16 protein-coding genes and 1 tRNA gene are annotated in these 21,426 nt (G+C 68.0%); 3 read left to right on the forward strand and 14 right to left on the reverse strand.

All coding sequences use genetic code 11. The features are described 5' to 3' along the window. Positions 1-75: 75 nt before the first annotated feature. The 11 genes from ACT1U9_RS12440 to ACT1U9_RS12490 form a co-directional block, all read right to left on the reverse strand. Positions 76-3,975, reverse strand: a complete 3,900-nt coding sequence (locus ACT1U9_RS12440; protein WP_444538382.1) for a DNA-directed RNA polymerase subunit beta' — start codon at positions 3,973-3,975, stop codon at positions 76-78. A 94-nt stretch (positions 3,976-4,069) separates the two neighbouring features. Further along, on the reverse strand, positions 4,070-7,555 hold the full coding sequence (gene rpoB / locus ACT1U9_RS12445) for a DNA-directed RNA polymerase subunit beta (protein ID WP_444538383.1): 3,486 nt from the start codon (positions 7,553-7,555) through the stop codon (positions 4,070-4,072). Positions 7,556-8,159: 604 nt separating this feature from the next. Continuing rightward, complete coding sequence (gene rplL / locus ACT1U9_RS12450) at positions 8,160-8,543, reverse strand: 50S ribosomal protein L7/L12 (RefSeq protein ID WP_283142066.1); 384 nt, start codon at positions 8,541-8,543, stop codon at positions 8,160-8,162. Positions 8,544-8,653: 110 nt separating this feature from the next. After that, positions 8,654-9,184, reverse strand: a complete 531-nt coding sequence (gene rplJ, locus ACT1U9_RS12455) for a 50S ribosomal protein L10 (protein WP_030008449.1) — start codon at positions 9,182-9,184, stop codon at positions 8,654-8,656. Positions 9,185-9,473: 289 nt separating this feature from the next. After that, on the reverse strand, positions 9,474-10,439 hold the full coding sequence (locus tag ACT1U9_RS12460) for a hypothetical protein (RefSeq protein ID WP_444538384.1): 966 nt from the start codon (positions 10,437-10,439) through the stop codon (positions 9,474-9,476). 134 nt (positions 10,440-10,573) lie between these two features. Further along, the gene (locus ACT1U9_RS12465) at positions 10,574-11,485 is read right to left on the reverse strand and encodes a hypothetical protein (protein WP_444538385.1); all 912 of its coding nucleotides are present in this window, start codon (positions 11,483-11,485) and stop codon (positions 10,574-10,576) included. 205 nt (positions 11,486-11,690) lie between these two features. Beyond that, positions 11,691-12,413, reverse strand: a complete 723-nt coding sequence (rplA, locus tag ACT1U9_RS12470) for a 50S ribosomal protein L1 (RefSeq protein ID WP_188276406.1) — start codon at positions 12,411-12,413, stop codon at positions 11,691-11,693. A 112-nt stretch (positions 12,414-12,525) separates the two neighbouring features. Continuing rightward, positions 12,526-12,960 carry a 50S ribosomal protein L11 gene (gene rplK / locus ACT1U9_RS12475; protein ID WP_053731185.1) on the reverse strand — a complete coding sequence of 145 codons (435 nt, stop codon included), beginning with the start codon at positions 12,958-12,960 and terminating at the stop codon, positions 12,526-12,528. 178 nt (positions 12,961-13,138) lie between these two features. Then, the gene (gene nusG, locus ACT1U9_RS12480) at positions 13,139-14,020 is read right to left on the reverse strand and encodes a transcription termination/antitermination protein NusG (RefSeq protein WP_444538386.1); all 882 of its coding nucleotides are present in this window, start codon (positions 14,018-14,020) and stop codon (positions 13,139-13,141) included. Positions 14,021-14,097: 77 nt separating this feature from the next. Then, on the reverse strand, positions 14,098-14,394 hold the full coding sequence (gene secE, locus ACT1U9_RS12485; RefSeq protein WP_444538387.1) for a preprotein translocase subunit SecE: 297 nt from the start codon (positions 14,392-14,394) through the stop codon (positions 14,098-14,100). A gap of 106 nt (positions 14,395-14,500) precedes the next feature. Continuing rightward, a tRNA-Trp gene (locus ACT1U9_RS12490) sits at positions 14,501-14,573 on the reverse strand. Between the two features lie 226 nt (positions 14,574-14,799). Between ACT1U9_RS12490 and ACT1U9_RS12495 the strand changes: the two genes are divergently transcribed. The 3 genes from ACT1U9_RS12495 to ACT1U9_RS12505 all read left to right on the forward strand — a co-directional run bounded on the left by ACT1U9_RS12495 (position 14,800) and on the right by ACT1U9_RS12505 (position 17,958). Further along, positions 14,800-16,026: a pyridoxal phosphate-dependent aminotransferase gene (locus ACT1U9_RS12495; protein ID WP_444538388.1), complete on the forward strand. Its 1,227-nt coding sequence runs from the start codon at positions 14,800-14,802 to the stop codon at positions 16,024-16,026. Between the two features lie 122 nt (positions 16,027-16,148). Next, positions 16,149-17,168: an adenosine deaminase gene (locus ACT1U9_RS12500; protein ID WP_444538389.1), complete on the forward strand. Its 1,020-nt coding sequence runs from the start codon at positions 16,149-16,151 to the stop codon at positions 17,166-17,168. A gap of 151 nt (positions 17,169-17,319) precedes the next feature. After that, positions 17,320-17,958, forward strand: a complete 639-nt coding sequence (locus ACT1U9_RS12505; protein ID WP_444538390.1) for an NAD(P)-dependent oxidoreductase — start codon at positions 17,320-17,322, stop codon at positions 17,956-17,958. Between the two features lie 39 nt (positions 17,959-17,997). Here the strand turns inward: ACT1U9_RS12505 and ACT1U9_RS12510 are convergent, their stop codons facing one another. The 3 genes from ACT1U9_RS12510 to ACT1U9_RS12520 all read right to left on the reverse strand — a co-directional run bounded on the left by ACT1U9_RS12510 (position 17,998) and on the right by ACT1U9_RS12520 (position 21,413). Beyond that, positions 17,998-19,053: a UDP-N-acetylmuramate dehydrogenase gene (locus ACT1U9_RS12510; RefSeq protein WP_444538391.1), complete on the reverse strand. Its 1,056-nt coding sequence runs from the start codon at positions 19,051-19,053 to the stop codon at positions 17,998-18,000. Between the two features lie 225 nt (positions 19,054-19,278). After that, positions 19,279-20,736: a DHA2 family efflux MFS transporter permease subunit gene (locus ACT1U9_RS12515; protein ID WP_444538392.1), complete on the reverse strand. Its 1,458-nt coding sequence runs from the start codon at positions 20,734-20,736 to the stop codon at positions 19,279-19,281. Positions 20,737-20,846: 110 nt separating this feature from the next. Then, positions 20,847-21,413, reverse strand: a complete 567-nt coding sequence (locus ACT1U9_RS12520; protein WP_444538393.1) for a TetR/AcrR family transcriptional regulator — start codon at positions 21,411-21,413, stop codon at positions 20,847-20,849. Positions 21,414-21,426: the final 13 nt, after the last annotated feature.

Raw genomic sequence — 21,426 nt, forward strand, 5'->3', positions numbered from 1 at the left:
CGCCACCCACGATACGCCGAAGGGCGCCCACCCCGTGTGAAACGGAGTGGGCGCCCTTCGGTTCAGACGTACGCCTTACTGGTTGTACGGACCGTAGTCGTAGTCCTCCAGCGGGACGGCCTGGCCGGAGCCAGTGCCGAACGGCGAGTAGTCGATGTCGTCGTAGCCGACGGCCGAGTACATCGCGGCCTTGGCCTCCTCGGTCGGCTCGACCCGGATGTTGCGGTAGCGGGACAGACCCGTACCGGCCGGGATGAGCTTACCGATGATGACGTTCTCCTTGAGGCCGATGAGGCTGTCGGACTTGGCGTTGATCGCCGCATCCGTCAGGACTCGGGTCGTCTCCTGGAAGGAGGCGGCCGACAGCCAGGATTCCGTCGCCAGCGAGGCCTTGGTGATACCCATCAGCTGCGGACGGCCGGAGGCCGGGTGGCCGCCTTCCGTCACGACCCGACGGTTCTCGGTCTCGAACTTCGAGCGCTCGACGAGCTCGCCCGGCAGCAGCTCCGCGTCGCCGGACTCGATGATCGTCACACGGCGCAGCATCTGCCGGATGATGATCTCGATGTGCTTGTCGTGGATCGACACGCCCTGCGAGTTGTAGACCTTCTGGACTTCGCCGACCAGGTGGACCTGGACCGCGCGCTGACCGAGGATCCGCAGCACGTCGTGCGGGTTGGTCGCACCGACGGTGAGCTTCTGGCCCACGTCGACCGCGTCGCCCTCGCCCACCAGCAGACGGGCACGCTTCGAGATCGGGAACGCCGTCTCGTCGCTGCCGTCGTCCGGAGTGACGACGATCTTCTTGGTCTTCTCGGTCTCCTCGATCCGGATACGGCCCTTGGCCTCCGAGATCGGGGCGACACCCTTGGGCGTACGAGCCTCGAAGAGCTCGACGACACGGGGCAGACCCTGGGTGATGTCGTCACCGGCCACACCACCGGTGTGGAAGGTACGCATCGTCAGCTGGGTACCGGGCTCACCGATGGACTGGGCGGCGATGATGCCGACCGCCTCACCGATGTCGACCAGCTTGCCGGTGGCCAGCGAACGGCCGTAGCAGAAGGCACAGGTGCCGACGGCCGACTCACAGGTCAGGACCGAGCGGGTCTTGACCTCCTCGACGCCCGCGTTGACCAGCGCGTCGATGAGCACGTCACCGAGGTCCACGTTGGCCGGCGCGATGACCTTGCCGTCGACGACGACGTCCTCGGCGAGCATACGGGCGTAGACCGAGGTCTCGACGTCCTCCGTCTTGCGGAGCACACCGTCCTCGCCGCGCACCGCGATCTTCAGCTTGAGGCCGCGGTCGGTGCCACAGTCCTCCTCGCGGATGATCACGTCCTGCGAGACGTCCACCAGACGACGGGTCAGGTAACCCGAGTCGGCGGTACGCAGGGCGGTGTCCGCCAGACCCTTACGGGCACCGTGCGTGGAGATGAAGTACTCCAGAACGGTGAGGCCCTCACGGAAGGACGCCTTGATCGGACGCGGGATGGTCTCGTTCTTCGCGTTCGACACCAGACCACGCATACCCGCGATCTGACGCATCTGCATCATGTTTCCTCGGGCACCCGAGTCAACCATCATGAAGATGGGGTTCGTCTTCGGGAAGTTCGCGTTCATCGCCTCGGCAACCTCGTTGGTCGCCTTGGTCCAGATCGCGATGAGCTCCTGCGTGCGCTCGTCCTTGGTGATCAGACCGCGCTCGTACTGCTTCTGGACCTTCTCGTCCTGCGCCTCGTAGCCCGCGACGATCGCCTTCTTGGCCTCGGGGACCACGACGTCGGAGATGGCCACGGTGACACCGGAACGGGTCGCCCAGTAGAAGCCCGCCGCCTTCAGGTTGTCGAGCGTCGCCGCCACGATGACCTTGGGGTAGCGCTCGGCCAGGTCGTTGACGATCTCGGAGAGCTGCTTCTTGCCCACCGAGTAGTCGACGAACGGGTAGTCCTCGGGCAACAGCTCGTTGAAGAGCGCGCGGCCCAGCGACGTGCGCAGACGGAACGAGTCGCCCTGCTGCCAGGTCGTCTCGCCCTCCTCCTCGACCGGCGGGGTCCACTCGCGCGGCGGCACGGTGCCGATCGGGAAGCGGATGTCGATCGCCGACTGCAGCGCGAGCTCACCGGCGTCGAACGCCATGATCGCCTCGGCCGTGGAGCCGAACGCGCGGCCCTCGCCCTTGGTGTCACGCAGCTCGCCGTCGGTGGTGAGGAAGAACAGACCCAGGACCATGTCCTGCGTCGGCATCGTCACCGGACGGCCGTCGGCCGGCTTGAGGATGTTGTTCGAGGACAGCATCAGGATGCGGGCCTCGGCCTGCGCCTCCGCGGAGAGCGGCAGGTGGACGGCCATCTGGTCACCGTCGAAGTCCGCGTTGAACGCGGTGCAGACGAGCGGGTGGATCTGGATGGCCTTGCCCTCGACCAGCTGCGGCTCGAAGGCCTGGATGCCGAGGCGGTGCAGCGTGGGCGCACGGTTCAGCAGAACCGGGTGCTCGGCGATGACCTCTTCGAGGACGTCGTAGACGACCGTGCGGCCGCGCTCGACCATCCGCTTGGCGCTCTTGATGTTCTGCGCGTGGTTCAGGTCGACCAGGCGCTTCATCACGAACGGCTTGAAGAGCTCCAGCGCCATGGCCTTCGGCAGACCACACTGGTGCAGCTTCAGCTGCGGACCGACGACGATCACGGAACGCGCGGAGTAGTCCACACGCTTACCAAGCAGGTTCTGACGGAATCGACCCTGCTTGCCCTTGAGCATGTCGCTCAGGGACTTCAGCGGACGGTTGCCGGGGCCCGTGACCGGGCGACCACGACGGCCGTTGTCGAAGAGGGCGTCGACCGCCTCCTGGAGCATCCGCTTCTCGTTGTTCACGATGATCTCGGGGGCACCGAGGTCGAGCAGACGCTTCAGACGGTTGTTGCGGTTGATCACACGGCGGTACAGGTCGTTCAGGTCGGAGGTCGCGAAGCGGCCACCGTCCAGCTGCACCATCGGACGGAGGTCCGGCGGGATGACCGGCACGCAGTCGAGCACCATGCCCTTGGGGCTGTTGCTGGTCTGCAGGAACGCGGAGACGACCTTGAGGCGCTTGAGCGCACGGGTCTTCTTCTGGCCCTTGCCGGTACGGATGATCTCGCGGAGGCGCTCGGCCTCCTCGTCGAGGTCGAAGGTCTCCAGGCGCTTCTGCAGGGCAGCGGCACCCATCGAGCCGTCGAAGTACGTGCCGAAGCGGTCACGCAGCTCGCGGTAGAGCAGCTCGTCGCCCTCGAGGTCCTGGACCTTGAGGTTCTTGAAGCGCGACCAGACCTCGTCCAGACGGTCGATCTCGCGCTGCGCACGGTCGCGCAGCTGCTTCATCTCACGCTCGGCACCCTCGCGCACCTTGCGGCGCACGTCGGCCTTGGCGCCCTCGGCCTCAAGCTCGGCGAGGTCCGTCTCGAGCTTCTTGGCGCGGGCTTCGAGGTCCGAGTCGCGGCGGTTCTCGATCTGCTGACGCTCGACGGAGACGTGCGCCTCCAGCGACGGCAGGTCGCGCGTACGGCGCTCCTCGTCCACGAACGTGATCATGTACGCGGCGAAGTAGATGACCTTCTCAAGGTCCTTCGGCGCGAGGTCGAGCAGGTAGCCAAGGCGCGACGGGACGCCCTTGAAGTACCAGATGTGGGTCACGGGAGCGGCAAGCTCGATGTGGCCCATCCGCTCACGACGCACCTTGGCGCGGGTCACCTCGACGCCGCAGCGCTCACAGATGATGCCCTTGAAGCGGACGCGCTTGTACTTGCCGCAGTAGCACTCCCAGTCCCGGGTCGGACCGAAGATCTTCTCGCAGAAGAGTCCGTCCTTTTCGGGCTTGAGGGTGCGGTAGTTGATGGTCTCCGGCTTCTTGACCTCACCGTGGGACCACTGACGGATGTCGTCAGCAGTGGCGAGGCCGATCCGCAGCTCGTCGAAGAAGTTGACGTCGAGCACTTGTCGTCAATCCCTCTTTCGGGGTCGATTCTTCAAGATGGTCTGAGGGGGGTCCGGGGACGACGGGGGCTCTTACGAGCCCCCGTCAGACCCGTCAGACCTCTTCGACGCTGCTCGGCTCGCGCCGGGACAGGTCGATACCGAGCTCCTCCGCAGCGCGGAAGACGTCCTCGTCCGTGTCGCGCATCTCGATGGACATACCGTCCGAGGACAGCACCTCCACGTTGAGGCAGAGCGACTGCATTTCCTTGATGAGCACCTTGAAGGACTCGGGAATGCCGGGCTCGGGGATGTTCTCGCCCTTGACGATGGCCTCGTAGACCTTCACACGGCCGGTGACGTCGTCGGACTTGATGGTCAGCAGCTCCTGGAGGGCGTACGCGGCGCCATAAGCCTCCAGCGCCCACACCTCCATCTCACCGAAGCGCTGGCCACCGAACTGGGCCTTACCACCCAGCGGCTGCTGGGTGATCATCGAGTACGGACCGGTCGAGCGGGCGTGCAGCTTGTCGTCGACCAGGTGGTGCAGCTTCAGGATGTACATGTACCCGACCGAGATCGGGTCCGGGAACGGCTCGCCGGAGCGGCCGTCGAAGAGCTGCGCCTTGCCGGACGGCTGGACCAGGCGGTCACCGTCACGGTTCGGGATCGTGGCCTCGAAGAGACCGGCGATCTCGTCCTCACGGGCACCGTCGAAGACCGGGGTGGCGACGTTGGTGCCGGGGGCGACCTGGTCCGCGCCGATCGACTGCAGGCGCTGGGCCCACTCGTCGGCGAGGCCCGAGACGTCCCAGCCGCGGCTGGCGAGCCAGCCGAGGTGGATCTCCAGGACCTGTCCCGGGTTCATTCGGGACGGGACACCCAGGGGGTTGAGGATGATGTCGACCGGGGTGCCGTCCTCCAGGAACGGCATGTCCTCGATCGGCAGGATCTTCGAGATGACGCCCTTGTTGCCGTGACGGCCGGCGAGCTTGTCACCATCGGTGATCTTGCGCTTCTGCGCCACGTACACGCGCACCAGCTGGTTCACACCGGGGGGAAGCTCGTCGCCCTCCTCGCGGTCGAAGACGCGGACGCCGATGACCTTGCCGGTCTCGCCGTGCGGCACCTTCAGCGAGGTGTCACGGACCTCGCGGGCCTTCTCACCGAAGATCGCGCGGAGCAGGCGCTCCTCCGGCGTCAGCTCGGTCTCACCCTTGGGCGTGACCTTGCCGACGAGGATGTCGCCGGCGACGACCTCGGCACCGATACGGATGATGCCGCGCTCGTCGAGGTCGGCGAGGACCTCCTCGGAGACGTTCGGGATGTCCCGGGTGATCTCCTCCGGGCCGAGCTTGGTGTCACGGGCGTCGACCTCGTGCTCCTCGATGTGGATCGAGGAGAGGACGTCGTCCTGCACGAGGCGCTGCGACAGGATGATCGCGTCCTCGTAGTTGTGACCCTCCCACGGCATGAACGCCACGAGCAGGTTCTTGCCCAGCGCCATCTCGCCGTTCTCGGTCGCCGGACCGTCGGCCAGGACCTGGCCGGCGATGACCCGGGCGCCCTCGTCCACGACAACCTTCTGGTTGACCGAGGTGCCCTGGTTCGAGCGGGAGAACTTGTGCAGGCGGTACGTGGTGTACGTGCCGTCGTCGTTGGCGATGGTGATGTAGTCCGCGGAGACCTCCTGGACCACACCGTCCTTCTCGGCCTTGAGCACGTCGCCGGCGTCGGTGGCGCAGCGGTACTCCATGCCGGTGCCGACGAGCGGCGCCTCGGACTTAATCAGCGGCACGGCCTGACGCATCATGTTCGCGCCCATGAGGGCACGGTTGGCGTCGTCGTGCTCGAGGAAGGGGATCATCGCGGTCGCGACCGACACCATCTGGCGCGGCGAGACGTCGATGTAGTCCACCTCGGCCGGCGGCACGTAGTCGACCTCGCCGCCACGGCGGCGGACCAGGACGCGGGCCTCGGTGAGCTGGAGCTCGTCGTTGAGCGCGGCGTTGGCCTGCGCGATGACGAAGCGGTCTTCCTCGTCGGCCGTGATGTAGTCGACCTCGTCGGTGACCTGGCCCTCGACGACCTTGCGGTACGGCGTCTCGATGAAGCCGAACGCGTTGACGCGGCCGTAGGAGGCGAGCGAACCGATCAGACCGATGTTCGGGCCTTCGGGCGTCTCAATCGGGCACATACGGCCGTAGTGAGACGGGTGCACGTCACGGACCTCGAAGCCGGCCCGCTCACGGGAGAGACCACCCGGGCCAAGCGCCGACAGACGGCGCTTGTGGGTGAGACCCGACAGCGGGTTGTTCTGGTCCATGAACTGCGACAGCTGCGAGGTGCCGAAGAATTCCTTGATCGACGCCACGACCGGGCGGATGTTGATCAGGGTCTGCGGCGTGATCGCCTCGACGTCCTGGGTCGTCATGCGCTCGCGCACGACGCGCTCCATACGAGCCAGACCCGTACGGACCTGGTTCTGGATGAGCTCGCCGACGTTGCGCAGACGACGGTTGCCGAAGTGGTCGATGTCGTCGGTCTCGACGACGATGTTCCGACCCGACTCGCCGACCGTCTCGGTCTCGCCCGCGTGCAGCTTGACCAGGTACTTGATGGTCGCGATGACGTCGTCCGTGGTGAGGACACCGGCGTCCAGCGGCTCATCCGCGCCGAGCTTCTTGTTCACCTTGTAGCGGCCGACCTTCGCGAGGTCGTAGCGCTTCGGGTTGAAGTAGAGGTTCTCGAGCAGCGTCTGAGCGGCCTCGCGGGTCGGCGGCTCGCCCGGGCGCAGCTTGCGGTAGATGTCGAGCAGCGCGTCGTCCTGGCCCTGGGTGTGGTCCTTCTCCAGGGTGGCGCGCATGGACTCGTACTCGCCGAACTCCTCCAGGATCTGCTCGGTGGTCCAACCGAGAGCCTTGAGGAGGACGGTCACGGACTGCTTGCGCTTGCGGTCGATGCGGACACCGACCATGTCGCGCTTGTCGATCTCCATCTCCAGCCAGGCACCCCGGGACGGGATGATCTTGGCCGTGAAGATGTCCTTGTCGGACGTCTTGTCGATGTTGGAGTCGAAGTAGACACCCGGCGAGCGGACGAGCTGCGACACCACGACACGCTCGGTGCCGTTGATGACGAAGGTGCCCTTGTTGGTCATGAGCGGGAAGTCGCCCATGAAGACCGTCTGGGACTTGATCTCGCCGGTCTCGTTGTTGGTGAACTCGGCGGTGACGAAGAGCGGGGCCGCGAACGTGAAGTCGCGCTCCTTGCACTCGTCGATCGAGTTCTTCGGCGGCTCGAAGCGGTGGTCGCGGAAGGTCAGCGACATCGACCCGCTGAAGTCCTCGATCGGGGAGATCTCCTCGAAGATCTCCTCCAGACCGGACTTCGTGGGGACGTCCTGTCCGTTCTCGAGAGCGGCCTCGACGCGAGACTTCCAAGCGGCATTGCCGAGCAGCCAGTCAAAGCTCTCGGTTTGCAGCGCAAGGAGGTTCGGAACCTCGAGGGGCTCCTTGATCTTTGCAAAGGAGATGCGCAGCGGGGCGGTGCTGGCGCCGTTGTTCGTATTGGCGGTCGAGGCGTTGCGCGAGGCGGCCAAGAGGGGGTCCTTCCGAGGGCTCGGACTCACTACGCGCGTACCGGTCCCACGTGGGCACAGAGAAAGACGTTTCCCGATTCAGCCGGAGAAGGCCAGGTCAGGGCGGTTCAATCCGAGGTGCTCAAGCGAGGGCATGCCCCTGGTGACGGGCAGGGGGCAGCTAACAGGCAGCGCAAAGGGACAGTGTAGCCACTCGGCCCACTGATGTCCAGGGCGGATTTTTCGCGACCCTCATTGTTCTTCTCAGTACCTCGCAAGCCACGCGCTGTGAGGCGCACATCGATACTGCCCTCTTCGTCTTCGATCCATGCCTCGGATCCGGATCGATGTGACGACGCGTCCTGAGAATTGCGCGCTGCGTGCGGTTCGTCAAGACCCCTCAGCTCCGCGGAGATCGCTCCGTGACTGCTCGTACGGCTACGAGGCGCACACGGGGCGTACGGCGATGATCACCATACTCCCTGTCGTCCCCCGCGCAAGGCAGCCGTGACGGCGCCGCCCGGGTACGCCGAAGGGCGACCACCCGGATGGGTGATCGCCCTTCAGTGTGTGCGCGTTACACGCCCGAGGACGTCACGCACGAAGAGTCAGAAGACTCACAAGGTCACTTGACCTCGACGGCCGCACCGGCAGCCTTGAGGGACTCGGCAGCCTTCTCGGCGGCCTCCTTGTTGACCTTCTCCAGGACCGGCTTCGGGGTGCCGTCGACGAGGTCCTTGGCCTCCTTCAGGCCCAGGGAGGTCAGCTCACGCACGACCTTGATGACCTGGATCTTCTTGTCGCCCGCACCGGTGAGGATGACGTCGAACTCGTCCTTCTCCTCCTCGGCCTCGGCGGCGGGGCCACCGGCGGCGGGGCCGGCAACGGCGACGGCCGCGGCGGCGGTGACGTCGAACTTCTCCTCGAAGGCCTTGACGAACTCGGAGAGCTCGATGAGGGTCATCTCCTCGAACTGGGCGAGGAGGTCGTCCTGAGAGAGCTTCGCCATGATGGGCGATCCTTCCACTAATTCGGCAGGTGCCGGATGTATATAGAGGCGGGCGTAACGGCCCGCTACGACCCGCGCACTAGGCGGCGCGGATCAATGCGCGAGCCGAATTACTCGGCACCGCCCTGCTCGGCGAGCTTGACGCGAAGCGCTTCCGCGGTGCGGACGAACTTCGACGGCAGCGCCTGGAAGAGCGAGGCAGCCTGGGACTGCTTGCCCTTGAACGCGCCGGCCAGCTTGCTGAGCAGAACCTCGCGGGACTCGAGGTCCGCGAGCTTCTTGATCTCATCGGCGGTGAGCGCCTTACCATCAAGGACACCCGCCTTGATGATGAGGTTCGGGTTGTCCTTGGCGAAGTCACGCAGGCTCTTCGCCGACTCCACCGGGTCACCGGTGATGAAGGCGACCGCGGTCGGACCAGCGAAGTGCTCGTCCAGCGCGGTGATCCCGGCCTGGTTGGCCGCAATCTTGGTCAGCGTGTTCTTCACCACGGCGTACTGGGCGTTCTCACCGAGAGAGCGACGCAGCGTCTTGAGCTGCGCGACGGTGAGACCCCGGTACTCGGTCAGCACGGCGGCGTTCGAGCTCTGGAACGCGTCCTTGAGCTCGGCTACCGATGCAGCCTTGTTGGGCGTCGGCATAGTGCGTCGGCCTCCTTCCGGGTGATGAGGACCGCTCAGAAGGGGCTGCGAAAAACGAAACGCCCCGGCGCAAGTGCACGGGGCGTAGCTCGACCGGAACGAGTCCGGGAACTTTCCACAGTCACCTGCGCGGGTCGTCCGCGTACAGCGGATCCTTCGGCCACCGCCCCCTCTTGCGAAGGCACGGCAACGACCAGCGGTCTTTGGCTTCTGTGGAAGAGTACGTGACGGTTGGCGGATCGAGCAAATCCGGTCGTACGGGACGGTCGGATCCCGTCGTACGGGACGGTCAGGCCGAGCCCGGGGTGCCGTTCTTGCCCAGGTCGCCCAGGCCCTTCAGCATCTCGAACAGGTCCAGGGTGTCGGCCGCCTCGGGGGCCTTGACCTCGGCCTTCGTGCCGTAGTCCGAGTAGTGCGTGGACGTCGTGACCTTGCCCTGGGGGCTGTCCATGTTGACGTCCATCTTGACCGGGTAGCCGTCCTTGTTGACCCAGACCTCGGTGTCGTAGCCCTTGACGCCCGTCTTCTTCATGTTGGCGAGGAGCTGCTCGCGCTCCTTGGGGCCCAGGGTGTCGAGCATCTTGTTGCTCGCCGCCATCTCGTCGATGGTGAGCGTGCCCTTGTAGTGCTCGGTCGCGACCCCGTCCGCCTGCTCGGCGCCCAGGTGCTTCAGGTTGGGCGAGTCGAGCAGCAGGGCGAGCTGCTGGGACGGGTCCTGGTTCATGTTCTCCAGGCCGGACGTCATCGACTTGGTGAGCTGGTCGTTGCCGCCGGACATCTTGGCCGCGGACGCCAGGTCGATCTTGATCCAGTGCTTGCCGTCGAGGTCCTTGGCGGCCTCGGTGCCCATCGAGCTCGCGTCCATGTACATGACGTTGCCGAGCCAGACCATGCGCACCTTGTCGGGGGCGCCCGCCGCCTTGGTCTTGGGCGAGGAGTTGACCACGGTCAGGTCCATCGACGTCGGGTTCCACGCCATGACGCCGGTGACCTGGGTGTCGCCCGCGTCCTCCCCCATGGCGGCCGGCATCGACATGCTCATCCTGACCTTCGCGGACTTCGCGGCCGAGGTCTTCTTGAAGGCCGCCGTCAGCATCTGCTGCGCGTCCGTACGCGACTGCTCGCCCACGACCGGCTTCTTGGCCGCGCCGTCCGCCTTCCTGCCGTCGCCACCGCCGCAGCCCGCGGCCCCGGCCACCACAGCGGCGGCCGTCGCCAGCGAGAGCCCCGCCCTCGTCCATCCGGTCCTGGTCATGCGTCCCACCCCTTGTTTCCCCTGTTCCCCCGTGTCGCGGCCTTCGTTCCCCCGGGTCGCGAGCTTTCCGATCAGGCGTTCTCCCGCCACCGTATCCGACCGCTGTGACAGGTGGGACGGATTAAGACCCGGGCTCAGCCCTGCTGCTGGGTCGGGCTCTTGGGCTTGATCAGGGTCGTGAAGTCCAGGGTGTCGGCGGCCGGCGGGGCCTGGACGTCGACCTTGACGCCGTAGTCCGAGTAGAACGCCGTGGTGTTCAGCTCGCCGTTCTTGGTCGCCGCGCGCTCGGTCTTCTTGACCAGCAGGTCGTCCTTGTCCACCCAGATGTCGACGGTGTCCGTGCTGATGCCGCTCTGGGTCATCTGCGCCTTGAACGCGTCCAGCGTCTTGGCGTCGAGCCCGGAGCTGGAGCCCACCAGCTTGGCGAGGTCGACCGTGCCCGAGTAGTGCGTGGCCTGCACACCGCGCACGTCCTCGGTGCCGACCTTCTTGACGTCGCCCGAGGCCAGCAGCACCTTCACGCCCTGCTGGGGCGTCGAGTTCTGCATCTGGTCCTTCATGACGGCGCCGCTCGGGCCCATCAGCTTGGCCATGTCGTCGTAGCCGTAGCGGATCCAGTGCTTGCCGCCGACGGACTGGGCGAAGGCGGGGCCCATGTTGGCGAAGTAGGCGTCGCGCAGATAGCGGGCGTCGATGCTCTCGGCGCCTATCTGCTTCATCGTCTGGGCCATCGTGCCCTGCGTGTACTTCATGCGCATGGTGCCGGTCATGCCGTTGCCCCACGCCAGGTCGCCCGCGCCCTCAAGGCCCATGGTGGCGCCCATGGACATCGTCACCTCGACCTTCGAGGAGCCGGCCCCGTCGGTCTTCTTCTGCACCGCCTGGAGGGCCGCGACGGGGCTGAAGTCCGAGCTCCCCTTGTGCTGCTCCTTGGCGGGCGCGGCCGAGCCGGAGCCGCTGCCGGACCCGCAGGCGGTGACACCGGCGAGCGCAGCGCCGGCCGCCACCAGCGAGACACACGTACGCCGTACGGACCTGCTGTTCATGCCATCCCCCTCGAATACCTTTTCTTCTGGACATCGACGGTAGCGCAGAGGTCCGACAACCCCGCGGGCGCCCGGGGCAGTTGGGACGCGGCTGCGACAAAGCCCACCCCCGCACCACCGGAACGCGGGCAGCAAAAAAGCCGGGCCCCGCACCTGCGAACAGGTGCGGGGCCCGGCCCGGAATCAGCCGTTAGAGCGGTGAGGCTCAGACCGCGGCCGGGTCCTCCTCGACGAGGAGGTTACGGGTGCGGTTGGAGTCCAGCGCGATGCCGGGGCCCATCGTGGTGGTGATGGTGGCCTTCTTGATGTAGCGGCCCTTGGCGGCGGACGGCTTCAGACGGAGGATCTCCTCCAGCGCGGCGCCGTAGTTCTCCACCAGCTTGGCGTCGTCGAAGGACACCTTGCCGATGATGAAGTGCAGGTTCGAGTGCTTGTCGACGCGGAACTCGATCTTGCCGCCCTTGATCTCCTCGACCGCCTTGGCGACGTCGGGGGTGACCGTGCCGGTCTTCGGGTTCGGCATCAGACCACGCGGACCGAGCACGCGGCCGAGGCGGCCGACCTTGCCCATGAGGTCCGGGGTGGAGACGACGGCGTCGAAGTCCAGACGGCCCTTCGCAACCTCGTCGATGAGCTCGTCGGAGCCGACGATGTCGGCGCCCGCGGCACGCGCGGCCTCGGCACGGTCACCGGTCGCGAAGACCAGGACCCGGGCGGTCTTACCGGTGCCGTGCGGAAGGTTCACGGTGCCACGGACCATCTGGTCGGCCTTGCGCGGGTCGACACCCAGGCGGAAGGCGACCTCGACGGTGCCGTCGAACTTGGTCGAGGAGGTCTCCTTGGCGAGACGAACGGCCTCGAGCGGCGCGTACAGCTTGTCCGCGACGATCTTGGCGTCCGCAGCGCGGAGAGTCTTGCTGCGCTTCACTTCTGCTCCTGTGTTGGTTCAGGCATGGAGTCGTGGTGCGGGCCAGCGCTTGGCCCTACCACTGGAGTTCTGTCGCCTCGCGGCTACCGCCGCGTGGCGGGGAAGGCTGAGATCAGCCCTCGACCGTGATGCCCATGGAACGGGCGGTGCCAGCGATGATCTTGGACGCGGCGTCCAGGTCGTTGGCGTTCAGGTCGGCGAGCTTCGTCGTGGCGATCTCGCGGACCTGGGCCTCGGTGATCTTCGCGACCTTGGTCTTGTGGGGCTCGCCGGAGCCCTTCTCGACACCAGCGGCCTTGAGGATCATCTTCGCGGCCGGCGGCGTCTTGGTGATGAAGGTGAAGGAGCGGTCCTCGTAGACCGTGATCTCCACCGGGATCACCCAGCCACGCTGCGACTCGGTCGCGGCGTTGTAGGCCTTGCAGAACTCCATGATGTTGACGCCGTGCTGACCGAGCGCGGGGCCGACCGGCGGAGCCGGGTTCGCCGCACCGGCGTTGATCTGGAGCTTGATAAGCCCCGTGACCTTCTTCTTCTTGGGAGGCATTGCTCTCTCCGGGTCCTAGTGAGAGTGAACCGCCTGCATCCGATCATCCGGATGGAGGCATACCGCACAACGATAACGGGTATCCCTGTGCGGCTAAAAACCGAGCAGGTCAGACAGGCTTTGAAGAGCCGGTCTGACCTGTTCGGAAGACGGGGTTCCGAGAAGAACCAGTTAAGAACTAGTTCTTCTGGATCTGGTCGAAGCTGAGCTCGACCGGGGTCTCGCGGCCGAAGATCTCGACGAGGCCCTTGACCTTCTTCGAGTCGGCGTTGATCTCGTTGATCGTGGCCTGCAGCGTCGCGAACGGGCCGTCGGTGACGGTGACCGAGTCGCCGACCTCGAAGTCCAGGACCTGGACCTCGACCTTGCGGGCCGGAGCCGGCTTGCCCTCGGCCTCGGCGGCCTCGCGGGCGGCCTTCTCCTCGGCCTCCGGGGCGAGCATCTTGACGATCTCGTCCAGGGTCAGCGGGTACGGGTCGTAGGCGTTGCCCACGAAGCCGGTGACGCCAGGCGTGTTGCGGACGACGCCCCAGGACTCGTTCGTCAGATCCATGCGGACGAGAACGTAACCGGGCAGCTTGTTCTGCCGGACGTTCTTGCGCTCGCCGTTCTTGATCTGGACGATCTCCTCTTCGGGGACCTCGGCCTGGTAGATGAACTCCTCGACGTTCAGCGAGACGGCACGCTGTTCGAGGTTGGCCTTCACACGCTTCTCGTAACCGGCGTACGTGTGGATGACGTACCACTCGCCGGGCAGACCGCGCAGCTCCTGGCGCAGGGCCTCGACCGGGTCGACGGGCGCGGCGGGCTCCGCGGGAGCCTCGTCCTCAGCGGCTTCCTCGACGTCGGCGTCCTCGGACACGACGTCGGCGGCCTCCTCGGCCTCCAGCTCGTCCTCGTCCTCGACGTGGAGCGCGGCTTCCTCGGCCGGCTCGCCCGCCTCGGCGTCGGCAGTCTCGGCCTGGTCCGGGTCCACGGCGTCCGCCGCCTCGACGATGTCGATCTGGTCCTCCACGGACTCCGCCGACTCGATGGCGTCGTTCAGGTTCGGGTCAGACACGTGGCTGCTTCTTCCTGGCTACAGATGGGTGGAACAAATGCGAAAAAGGCGCCGGGTGGGCGCCCTTACGCGGCGGATCAGCCGAAGACGTACTTGACGACGTGCTGGAATCCGGAGTCGATCACGGTCACGATGCCGATCATGATGACGACGAACACGATCACCACGGTGGTGTACGTCGACAACTGGTTGCGCGTCGGCCAGACAACCTTGCGGAGTTCGGCGACGACCTGCCGGTAGAAGAGCGCGAGACGGCCCAGGGGGCCCTTCTTGCCGCGCTTACCGCCCTTGCGGGCCTTCTTCTTGGCGTCCTTGGACTCGGCGGCCTCGTCCTGGGCATCAGGCATGTCGATGGAGCCCACGGCGTCCGTCACGCTTCTCACCTGATTCCGGGTCGTGGCCGTGCCGCGCCCGGTGGAGCCGCACGGCGGTGCATAGAAGTACGTACATGCGCACACATCCTGGCGAAGGTGTGTGTAGCAGGGCCGGAGGGACTTGAACCCCCAACCGCTGGTTTTGGAGACCAGTGCTCTACCAATTGAGCTACGACCCTTTGTGGCTCCCCCAACCTACCGCATCCAACCGAGTGCACCGAGTGCCCGGAGTGGATTCGATCGGCGGAGGCCAACGACAGGTGAGTGTACGTGGTCCGGCGCCCGGCGTCGAACAGATAGCTCCTGACAGCTCCGTACGGACGCGATCGACGCACTGTGCAACTGCCCCGTCCGGTCCATGAAACCCGTGTACCCCGGCCCCGACAGGTCTGCGACGATGGCCGTATGAGCGCTGCAACTCCTCCCACCGAGCGCCGGGTGTCCGCCCGTATCGGCGCGATCTCCGAGTCCGCGACCCTCGCCGTCGACGCCAAGGCCAAGGCCCTCAAGGCCGCCGGGCGTCCGGTGATCGGCTTCGGCGCCGGCGAGCCCGACTTCCCGACTCCGGACTACATCGTCGAGGCGGCCGCCGCGGCCTGCCACGACCCCAAGTACCACCGCTACTCCCCGGCCGGCGGCCTGCCCGAGCTCAAGAAGGCCATCGCCGAAAAGACCCTGCGCGACTCCGGCTACGAGGTCGACCCGTCCCAGATCCTGGTGACCAACGGCGGCAAGCAGGCGATCTACGAGGCGTTCGCGGCGATCCTGGACCCGGGCGACGAGGTCATCGTCCCGGCCCCGTACTGGACCACCTACCCGGAGTCGATCCGCCTCGCGGGCGGTGTCCCGGTCGAGGTCGTCGCCGACGAGACCACGGGTTACCGGGTCTCGGTCGAGCAGCTGGAGGCGGCCCGTACGGAGAAGACGAAGGTCGTCCTCTTCGTCTCCCCGTCCAACCCGACCGGCTCGGTCTACACCCGCGCCGAGACCGAGGCGATCGGCGAGTGGGCCGTCGAGCACGGCCTGTGGGTGCTCACCGACGAGATCTACGAACACCTCGTCTACGGGGACGCGGTCTCCGTGTCGCTGCCCGCGATCCTGCCCGAGCTGCGCGACAAGTGCATCGTGGTCAACGGCGTCGCCAAGACGTACGCGATGACCGGCTGGCGGGTCGGGTGGGTCATCGGCCCCAAGGACGTCGTCAAGGCCGCGACCAACCTCCAGTCGCACGCCACGTCCAACGTCGCCAACGTCTCGCAGGTCGCGGCCATCGCGGCGGTCTCCGGCAACCTCGACGCGGTCGCCGAGATGCGCAAGGCGTTCGACCGCCGCCGCCAGACCATGGTGAAGATGCTCAGCGAGATCGACGGCGTCATCTGCCCGACCCCCGAGGGCGCGTTCTACGCGTACCCCTCGGTGAAGGGCCTGCTCGGCAAGGAGATCCGCGGCAAGCGCCCGCAGACCTCGGTCGAGCTCGCCGCGCTGATCCTGGACGAGGTCGAGGTCGCGGTCGTCCCGGGCGAGGCCTTCGGCACGCCGGGCTACCTGCGCCTTTCGTACGCGCTCGGCGACGAGGACCTGGTCGAGGGCGTCTCGCGCATCCAGAAGCTGCTGGCCGAGGCCCGCGACTGAGTCGCTCCTGTCGCCCAACGGTCACCGACTCACGTGAGTCGGTGACCGTTTCTGCGTTCGGGCAAGGTCCCGATCGGGGAAAGGGGCTGTCGGATGTCAGTGGCGTGCGGCAAGATCCTTCAATGGAGCACGTTCGCGACGTAACTGATCTGCCGAAGGCCCATCTGCACCTGCACTTCACGGGGTCGATGCGCCCCACGACCCTGCTGGAGCTCGCCGACAAGTACGGCGTGCATCTGCCCGACGCGCTGACCAGCGGCGAGCCGCCGAAGCTGCGGGCCACCGACGAGCGGGGCTGGTTCCGCTTCCAGCGGCTCTACGACATCGCCAGGTCGTGCCTGCGCGCCCCCGAGGACATCCAGCGGCTCGTACGGGAGGCCGCCGAGGAGGACGTGCGGGACGGCTGCGGCTGGCTGGAGATCCAGGTCGACCCGACGTCGTACGCGCCGATGCTGGGCGGGCTCATCCCGGCCCTTGAGGTCATCCTCGACGCGGTCGACTCGGCGTCGCGCGAGACCGGGCTCGGGATGCGCGTGGTGGTCGCCGCGAACCGGATGAAGCACCCGCTGGACGCCCGCACCCTGGCCCGGCTCGCCGTCCGCTACGCGGATCGGGGCGTGGTCGGCTTCGGGCTCTCCAACGACGAACGCCGGGGCATGGCAAGGGACTTCGACCGCGCCTTCGCCATCGCGCGCGAGGGCGGGCTGCTGGCCGCGCCGCACGGGGGCGAGCTGACCGGCCCCTCCTCCGTGCGGGACTGCCTGGACGACCTGCACGCGTCCCGCGTGGGCCACGGGGTGCGGGCCGCCGAGGACCCCCGGCTGCTGCGGCGCCTGGCCGAGCGCGGGATCACCTGCGAGGTCTGCCCCGCCTCGAACGTGGCGCTCGGCGTCTACGAGAAACCCGAGGACGTCCCGCTGCGCACGCTGTACGAGGCGGGCGTGCCACTGGCGCTCGGCGCCGACGACCCGCTCCTGTTCGGCTCCCGGCTGGCCGCGCAGTACGAGATCGCCCGCCGCCACCACGCCTTCACGGACGCCGAACTGGCCGAACTCGCACGGCAGTCGGTGCGGGGGTCGGCGGCGCCGGACGAGGTGAAGAAGCGGCTCCTGGCGGGCGTGGACGCCTGGCTGACGGCGTAGACGTCGGCGCACCGGCCGTGAGCGGTCGGTGGCCTGTTCGGCCCGCGGAACGGGCGTCCAGGCCCCTCCAGGTGGGCAAGTGCGGGCCGCCGACGGCGCGAACGCGGCACTCTAGTGGCGAGAAAGCACTTACCCACCGGGGGGAGACGTCATGAAGCTCACGGTTTTCGGTGCGACGGGCAGAATCGGCCGGCAGGTCGTCCAGCAGGCGCTGGCCGCCGAACACCAGGTCACGGCGGTGGTACGGGATCCCGCGCGGTGCACGCTCAGCGGACCGGGCCTCGAAATCCTCCGGGGCGACCTCTCCGACCCCGAGAGCCTGCGCCCGGCCGTGGCGGGCCGGGACGCGGTCCTCTCGGGCCTGGGCGCCAACAAGCGCGCGGACGCGGCGGCCGGTATCGCGGCCCGGCTGACCCGTTCGATCGTGACGGCGATGGACGCGGAGGGGACGCGCCGCCTGCTGGTGGTCAGCGCGGGGCCGGTCGGCCCGGACGCGCCGGACGACCCGTTCCTCGACCGCCTCACGCTGACGCTCGTCAACGTCTTCTTCAAGGACGTCTACGCCGACCTGCGCCGGATGGAGTCGGAGCTGGCGTCCTCGGCCCTGGACTGGACGTCCGTACGCCCGGTCCGCCTGGTCGACAAGCCGCTGACCGGCACGTACCGCAAGGCCATCGCCGGGACCCCGCGCAGCGCCCGCAGCATCGGCCGCGCCGACGTGGCCCACGCGATGCTGAGCATGATCGACGACGCGGCGACGGTGAAGCAGGGGGTGTGCGTGGCGTACTAGGTACGTACGTAGTACGTACGGGGGCCTGTGCCGCCCGGCCTAGATCTCCGCGTTCACCGTCACCGGCTCGTTGACCAGCGTCACCCCGAACGCCTGCTCCACGCCCGCGACGACCTCGCGGGCGAGGGCCAGCAGGTCCTCGGTGGTGGCGCCGCCGCGGTTGGTCAGGGCGAGGGTGTGCTTGGTGGAGATGCGGGCGGGGCCGGTGCCGTAGCCCTTGGTGAACCCGGCCTTGTCGATGAGCCAGGCGGCCGAGGTCTTGGTCCGCCCGTCGCCGACGGGGAACGCGGGCGGGGCGACGTCCGCGCCGAGCCGGTCGTGCACGCGCGCGAGGAAGGCCGTGAACTCGGCCTCGCCGAGGATGGGGTTGGTGAAGAACGACCCGGCCGACCAGGTGTCGTGGTCCTCCGGGTCGAGCACCATGCCCTTGCCGGCCCGCAGCTTGAGCACCGTCTCGCGCGCGGTGGCGGCCGGAACGCGGTCGCCCGCCTCGACGCCGAGCGCCCGCGCGGTCTCGGGGTACTTGATCGGCGCGGAGAGCCCGCCCGCGTCCTCAAGCTCGAACCGGACCCGCAGCACCACGTAACGCTCGGGGTGCGCCTTGAAGAGGCTGTGGCGGTACGAGAAGGCGCAGGCGGAGTTGGGGAGCGTGACCGTGGCCCGCTCGACCCGGTCGTACGCGACGACCTCGCTGATCGTGGCGGAGACCTCCTGGCCGTACGCACCCACGTTCTGGATGGGGGTGGCCCCGGCCGACCCGGGGATCCCGGCCAGGCACTCGATCCCGGCGAGCCCGGCCTCGACGGTGCGGGTCACGGTGTCGGTCCAGACCTCGCCCGCGGCCACTTCGAGCCGCGTGCCGTCGAGGGAGAAGCCCGTGGTGGCGATCCGCAGCGCGGTCCCGGCGAACCCCTTGTCCCCGATGAGCAGATTGCTGCCGCCACCGACGACGAGCAGCGGCGTCCGGCTCTCGTCGGCCTCGCGTACGGCCGCGATCACCTCGTCGTCGGTCCCGGCCACAACGAGCCGGTCGGCCGGCCCGCCGAGCCGGAAGGTGGTGAGGGGGGCGAGGGGAGCGTCGTGAAGTACCTGCACGGGGTCCAGCGTACGGGGCGGGTGGTGAGGGGGCGGGTGACCGGGGTCGCGACCCCGACCGGCACATACGCGCGCGTGGCGGCGGGGGGTGTTGTCCGCGGACAACACGGTGCGGTGTCCCGGCCACTACGCGCGCGTAGCCGCTTTCATCCACCACACGCGCGTGAAGGGGGCGGGGGCCGCGCCCCCAGGCCGCGACCCCCGCCTCCACCGACCACTCCCCCGTCACCCCACCAGCACGTCCTCCCGAGCCGCTCCCGACGGCACCTCCGCCTGGGCCGCGGCCGTCCGGCGCGGCAGGCACAGGGCGCTCAGCGCGGCCAGGGCGACCGCTCCCGCGCCCACCCACAGCGCGGGCCGCAGCCCGTCCACGAAGGCCTGGCCGGAGGTGTAGCCGCCCTGGGCCGAGAAGACCGCCGCCAGGACGGCGACGCCGAGCGAGCCGCCGACCTCCCGCAGCGCGTTGTTGGCCCCGGACGCGATGCCCTGCTCCGAGGGCCGCACGCTGGACATCACCAGGTTCGCGGCGGGCGCGAAGTACAGCGCCATCCCGGCGCCGCTGACGATCAGCGCCGGCAGCTGCGCCGTGTACGACACGCTCGTCGACATGATCACGGCGAACCAGCCGAGCCCGACGGCCTGGAGCGCGAGCCCGACCGCCACCACCGGCCGCCCGCCGATCCGGTCGGACAGGATGCCCGCGACCGGCGCGACCAGCAGCGGCATCCCGGTCCACGGCAGCATCCGCAGCCCGGCCTCGGTCGGCGAGTAGCCGAGCACGCCCTGGAGGAACTGGCTGAGCAGGAAGATCGAGCCGAACATCCCGACGTACATCAGCAGGCTGGACAGGTTGATCGCCGAGAACGCGCGGCTGCGGAAGAGCCGCATCGGCAGCAGCGGCGCCTCGGCGCGCATCCCGTGGCGGACGAAGGCGCCGAGCAGCAGCGTGCCGACGATGAGCCCGGTGAGCACGGTCGCGCTGGTCCAGCCGTCGATGTTGCCCCGGATCAGGCTGTAGACGATCCCGAAGAGCCCACCGCTCGCGAGCACCGTGCCGAGGGCGTCGAGCCGCGCCCCGGACCCGTACGACTCCGACAGCCGCAGCCGCGCCAGCGGGAGCGCGATCAGCCCGAGCGGAACGTTCAGCCAGAAGATCCACTGCCAGGAGAAGTGCTCGGTCAGCGCGCCGCCGATGAGCGGGCCGCTCGCGACGGCGAGGCCGTTGACGGCGCCCCATATCCCGAACGCCATCCCGCGCTTGGCGGCCGGGACCGCCGCCGTGAGCAGCGTCAGGGTGAGCGGCATCATGATCGCCGCGCCGACGCCCTGGACCGCACGCGCGGCGACCAGACCGTCGATGCCGGGCGCGAGCGCCGCGGCGGCGGACGCCCCGGTGAAGACCGTCAGGCCGGTGATGAACAGCTTCCGGCGGCCGAACCGGTCACCCAGCGCCGCGCCGAACATCAGCAGGACGGCGAAGGTGAGGGTGTACGCGCTGACCGTCCACTCCAGGTCGTCGAGCGCTCCGCCGAGGTCCTCGCGGATGGACGGCAGGGCCGTGGTGACGACGAGGTTGTCGAGCGCCGCCATGAACCCGGCGACGCTGGTGATGACCAGGGCCCATGCCGCACTCCCGCGACGGGCCGTTCCCGTTCCCTGCTCGGACGTTCCTTGCTCGGACATCGCTTCCCCTGTTGGACGGTTGGTTAGTTATGCATTACTAACTTTCGTGGCCACAGGTATGCGCCGGAACATCGCCACCGCGAGCCCCCTGTGTGCGGCCACCCCCGGAACTACTTCTCCTGCGGGCTCTTGACCTGCGCGGACGGATAGACGTCCGCCCAGACCCGGTGCTCGGGCGGGAACCCCATCGCCACCAGGTTGTTGATGAGCATGCCGTAGGCCAGAAACGTGGTCGTGTCCTCGTAGCCCTCCAGCGGGACGCTGACCGTGTCCCACAGGTCCATCCAGTCGCGCCGGACGGCCTCGCCGAAGGTGTGGTCCCCCGCCGCCTCGGCCGCGGCGACCGCCACGTAGACCTGCATCTGCATGAGCAGCCGCTCGGGCTCGTCGGCGATGACCTGCGTGTACGCGCTCGCCATCGCGTGCACCGCCTCCTCGCCGTGCAACCCCTCGGCCGCCTCGGCGAACATCTTGACCGTGTCCTCCATGCAGCGGTGCGTCGCGGCGAGGAAGATCGCGGGCTTGTTCGGGAAGAGCCGGAACAGGTACGGCTGCGAGACACCCACGCGTTTGGCGATCGCCTCGGTGGACGTTCCGTAGTAGCCGCGGTGAGCGAACTCGCTCATCGCCGCCCGAATGACGCTCTCGCGCCTCTCTTCCGCGCTCATCCTGACCATGCAGCTGAAGTTA

It is taken from the genome of Streptomyces sp. BR1, assembly GCF_052373795.1.
Taxonomy (GTDB): domain Bacteria; phylum Actinomycetota; class Actinomycetes; order Streptomycetales; family Streptomycetaceae; genus Streptomyces.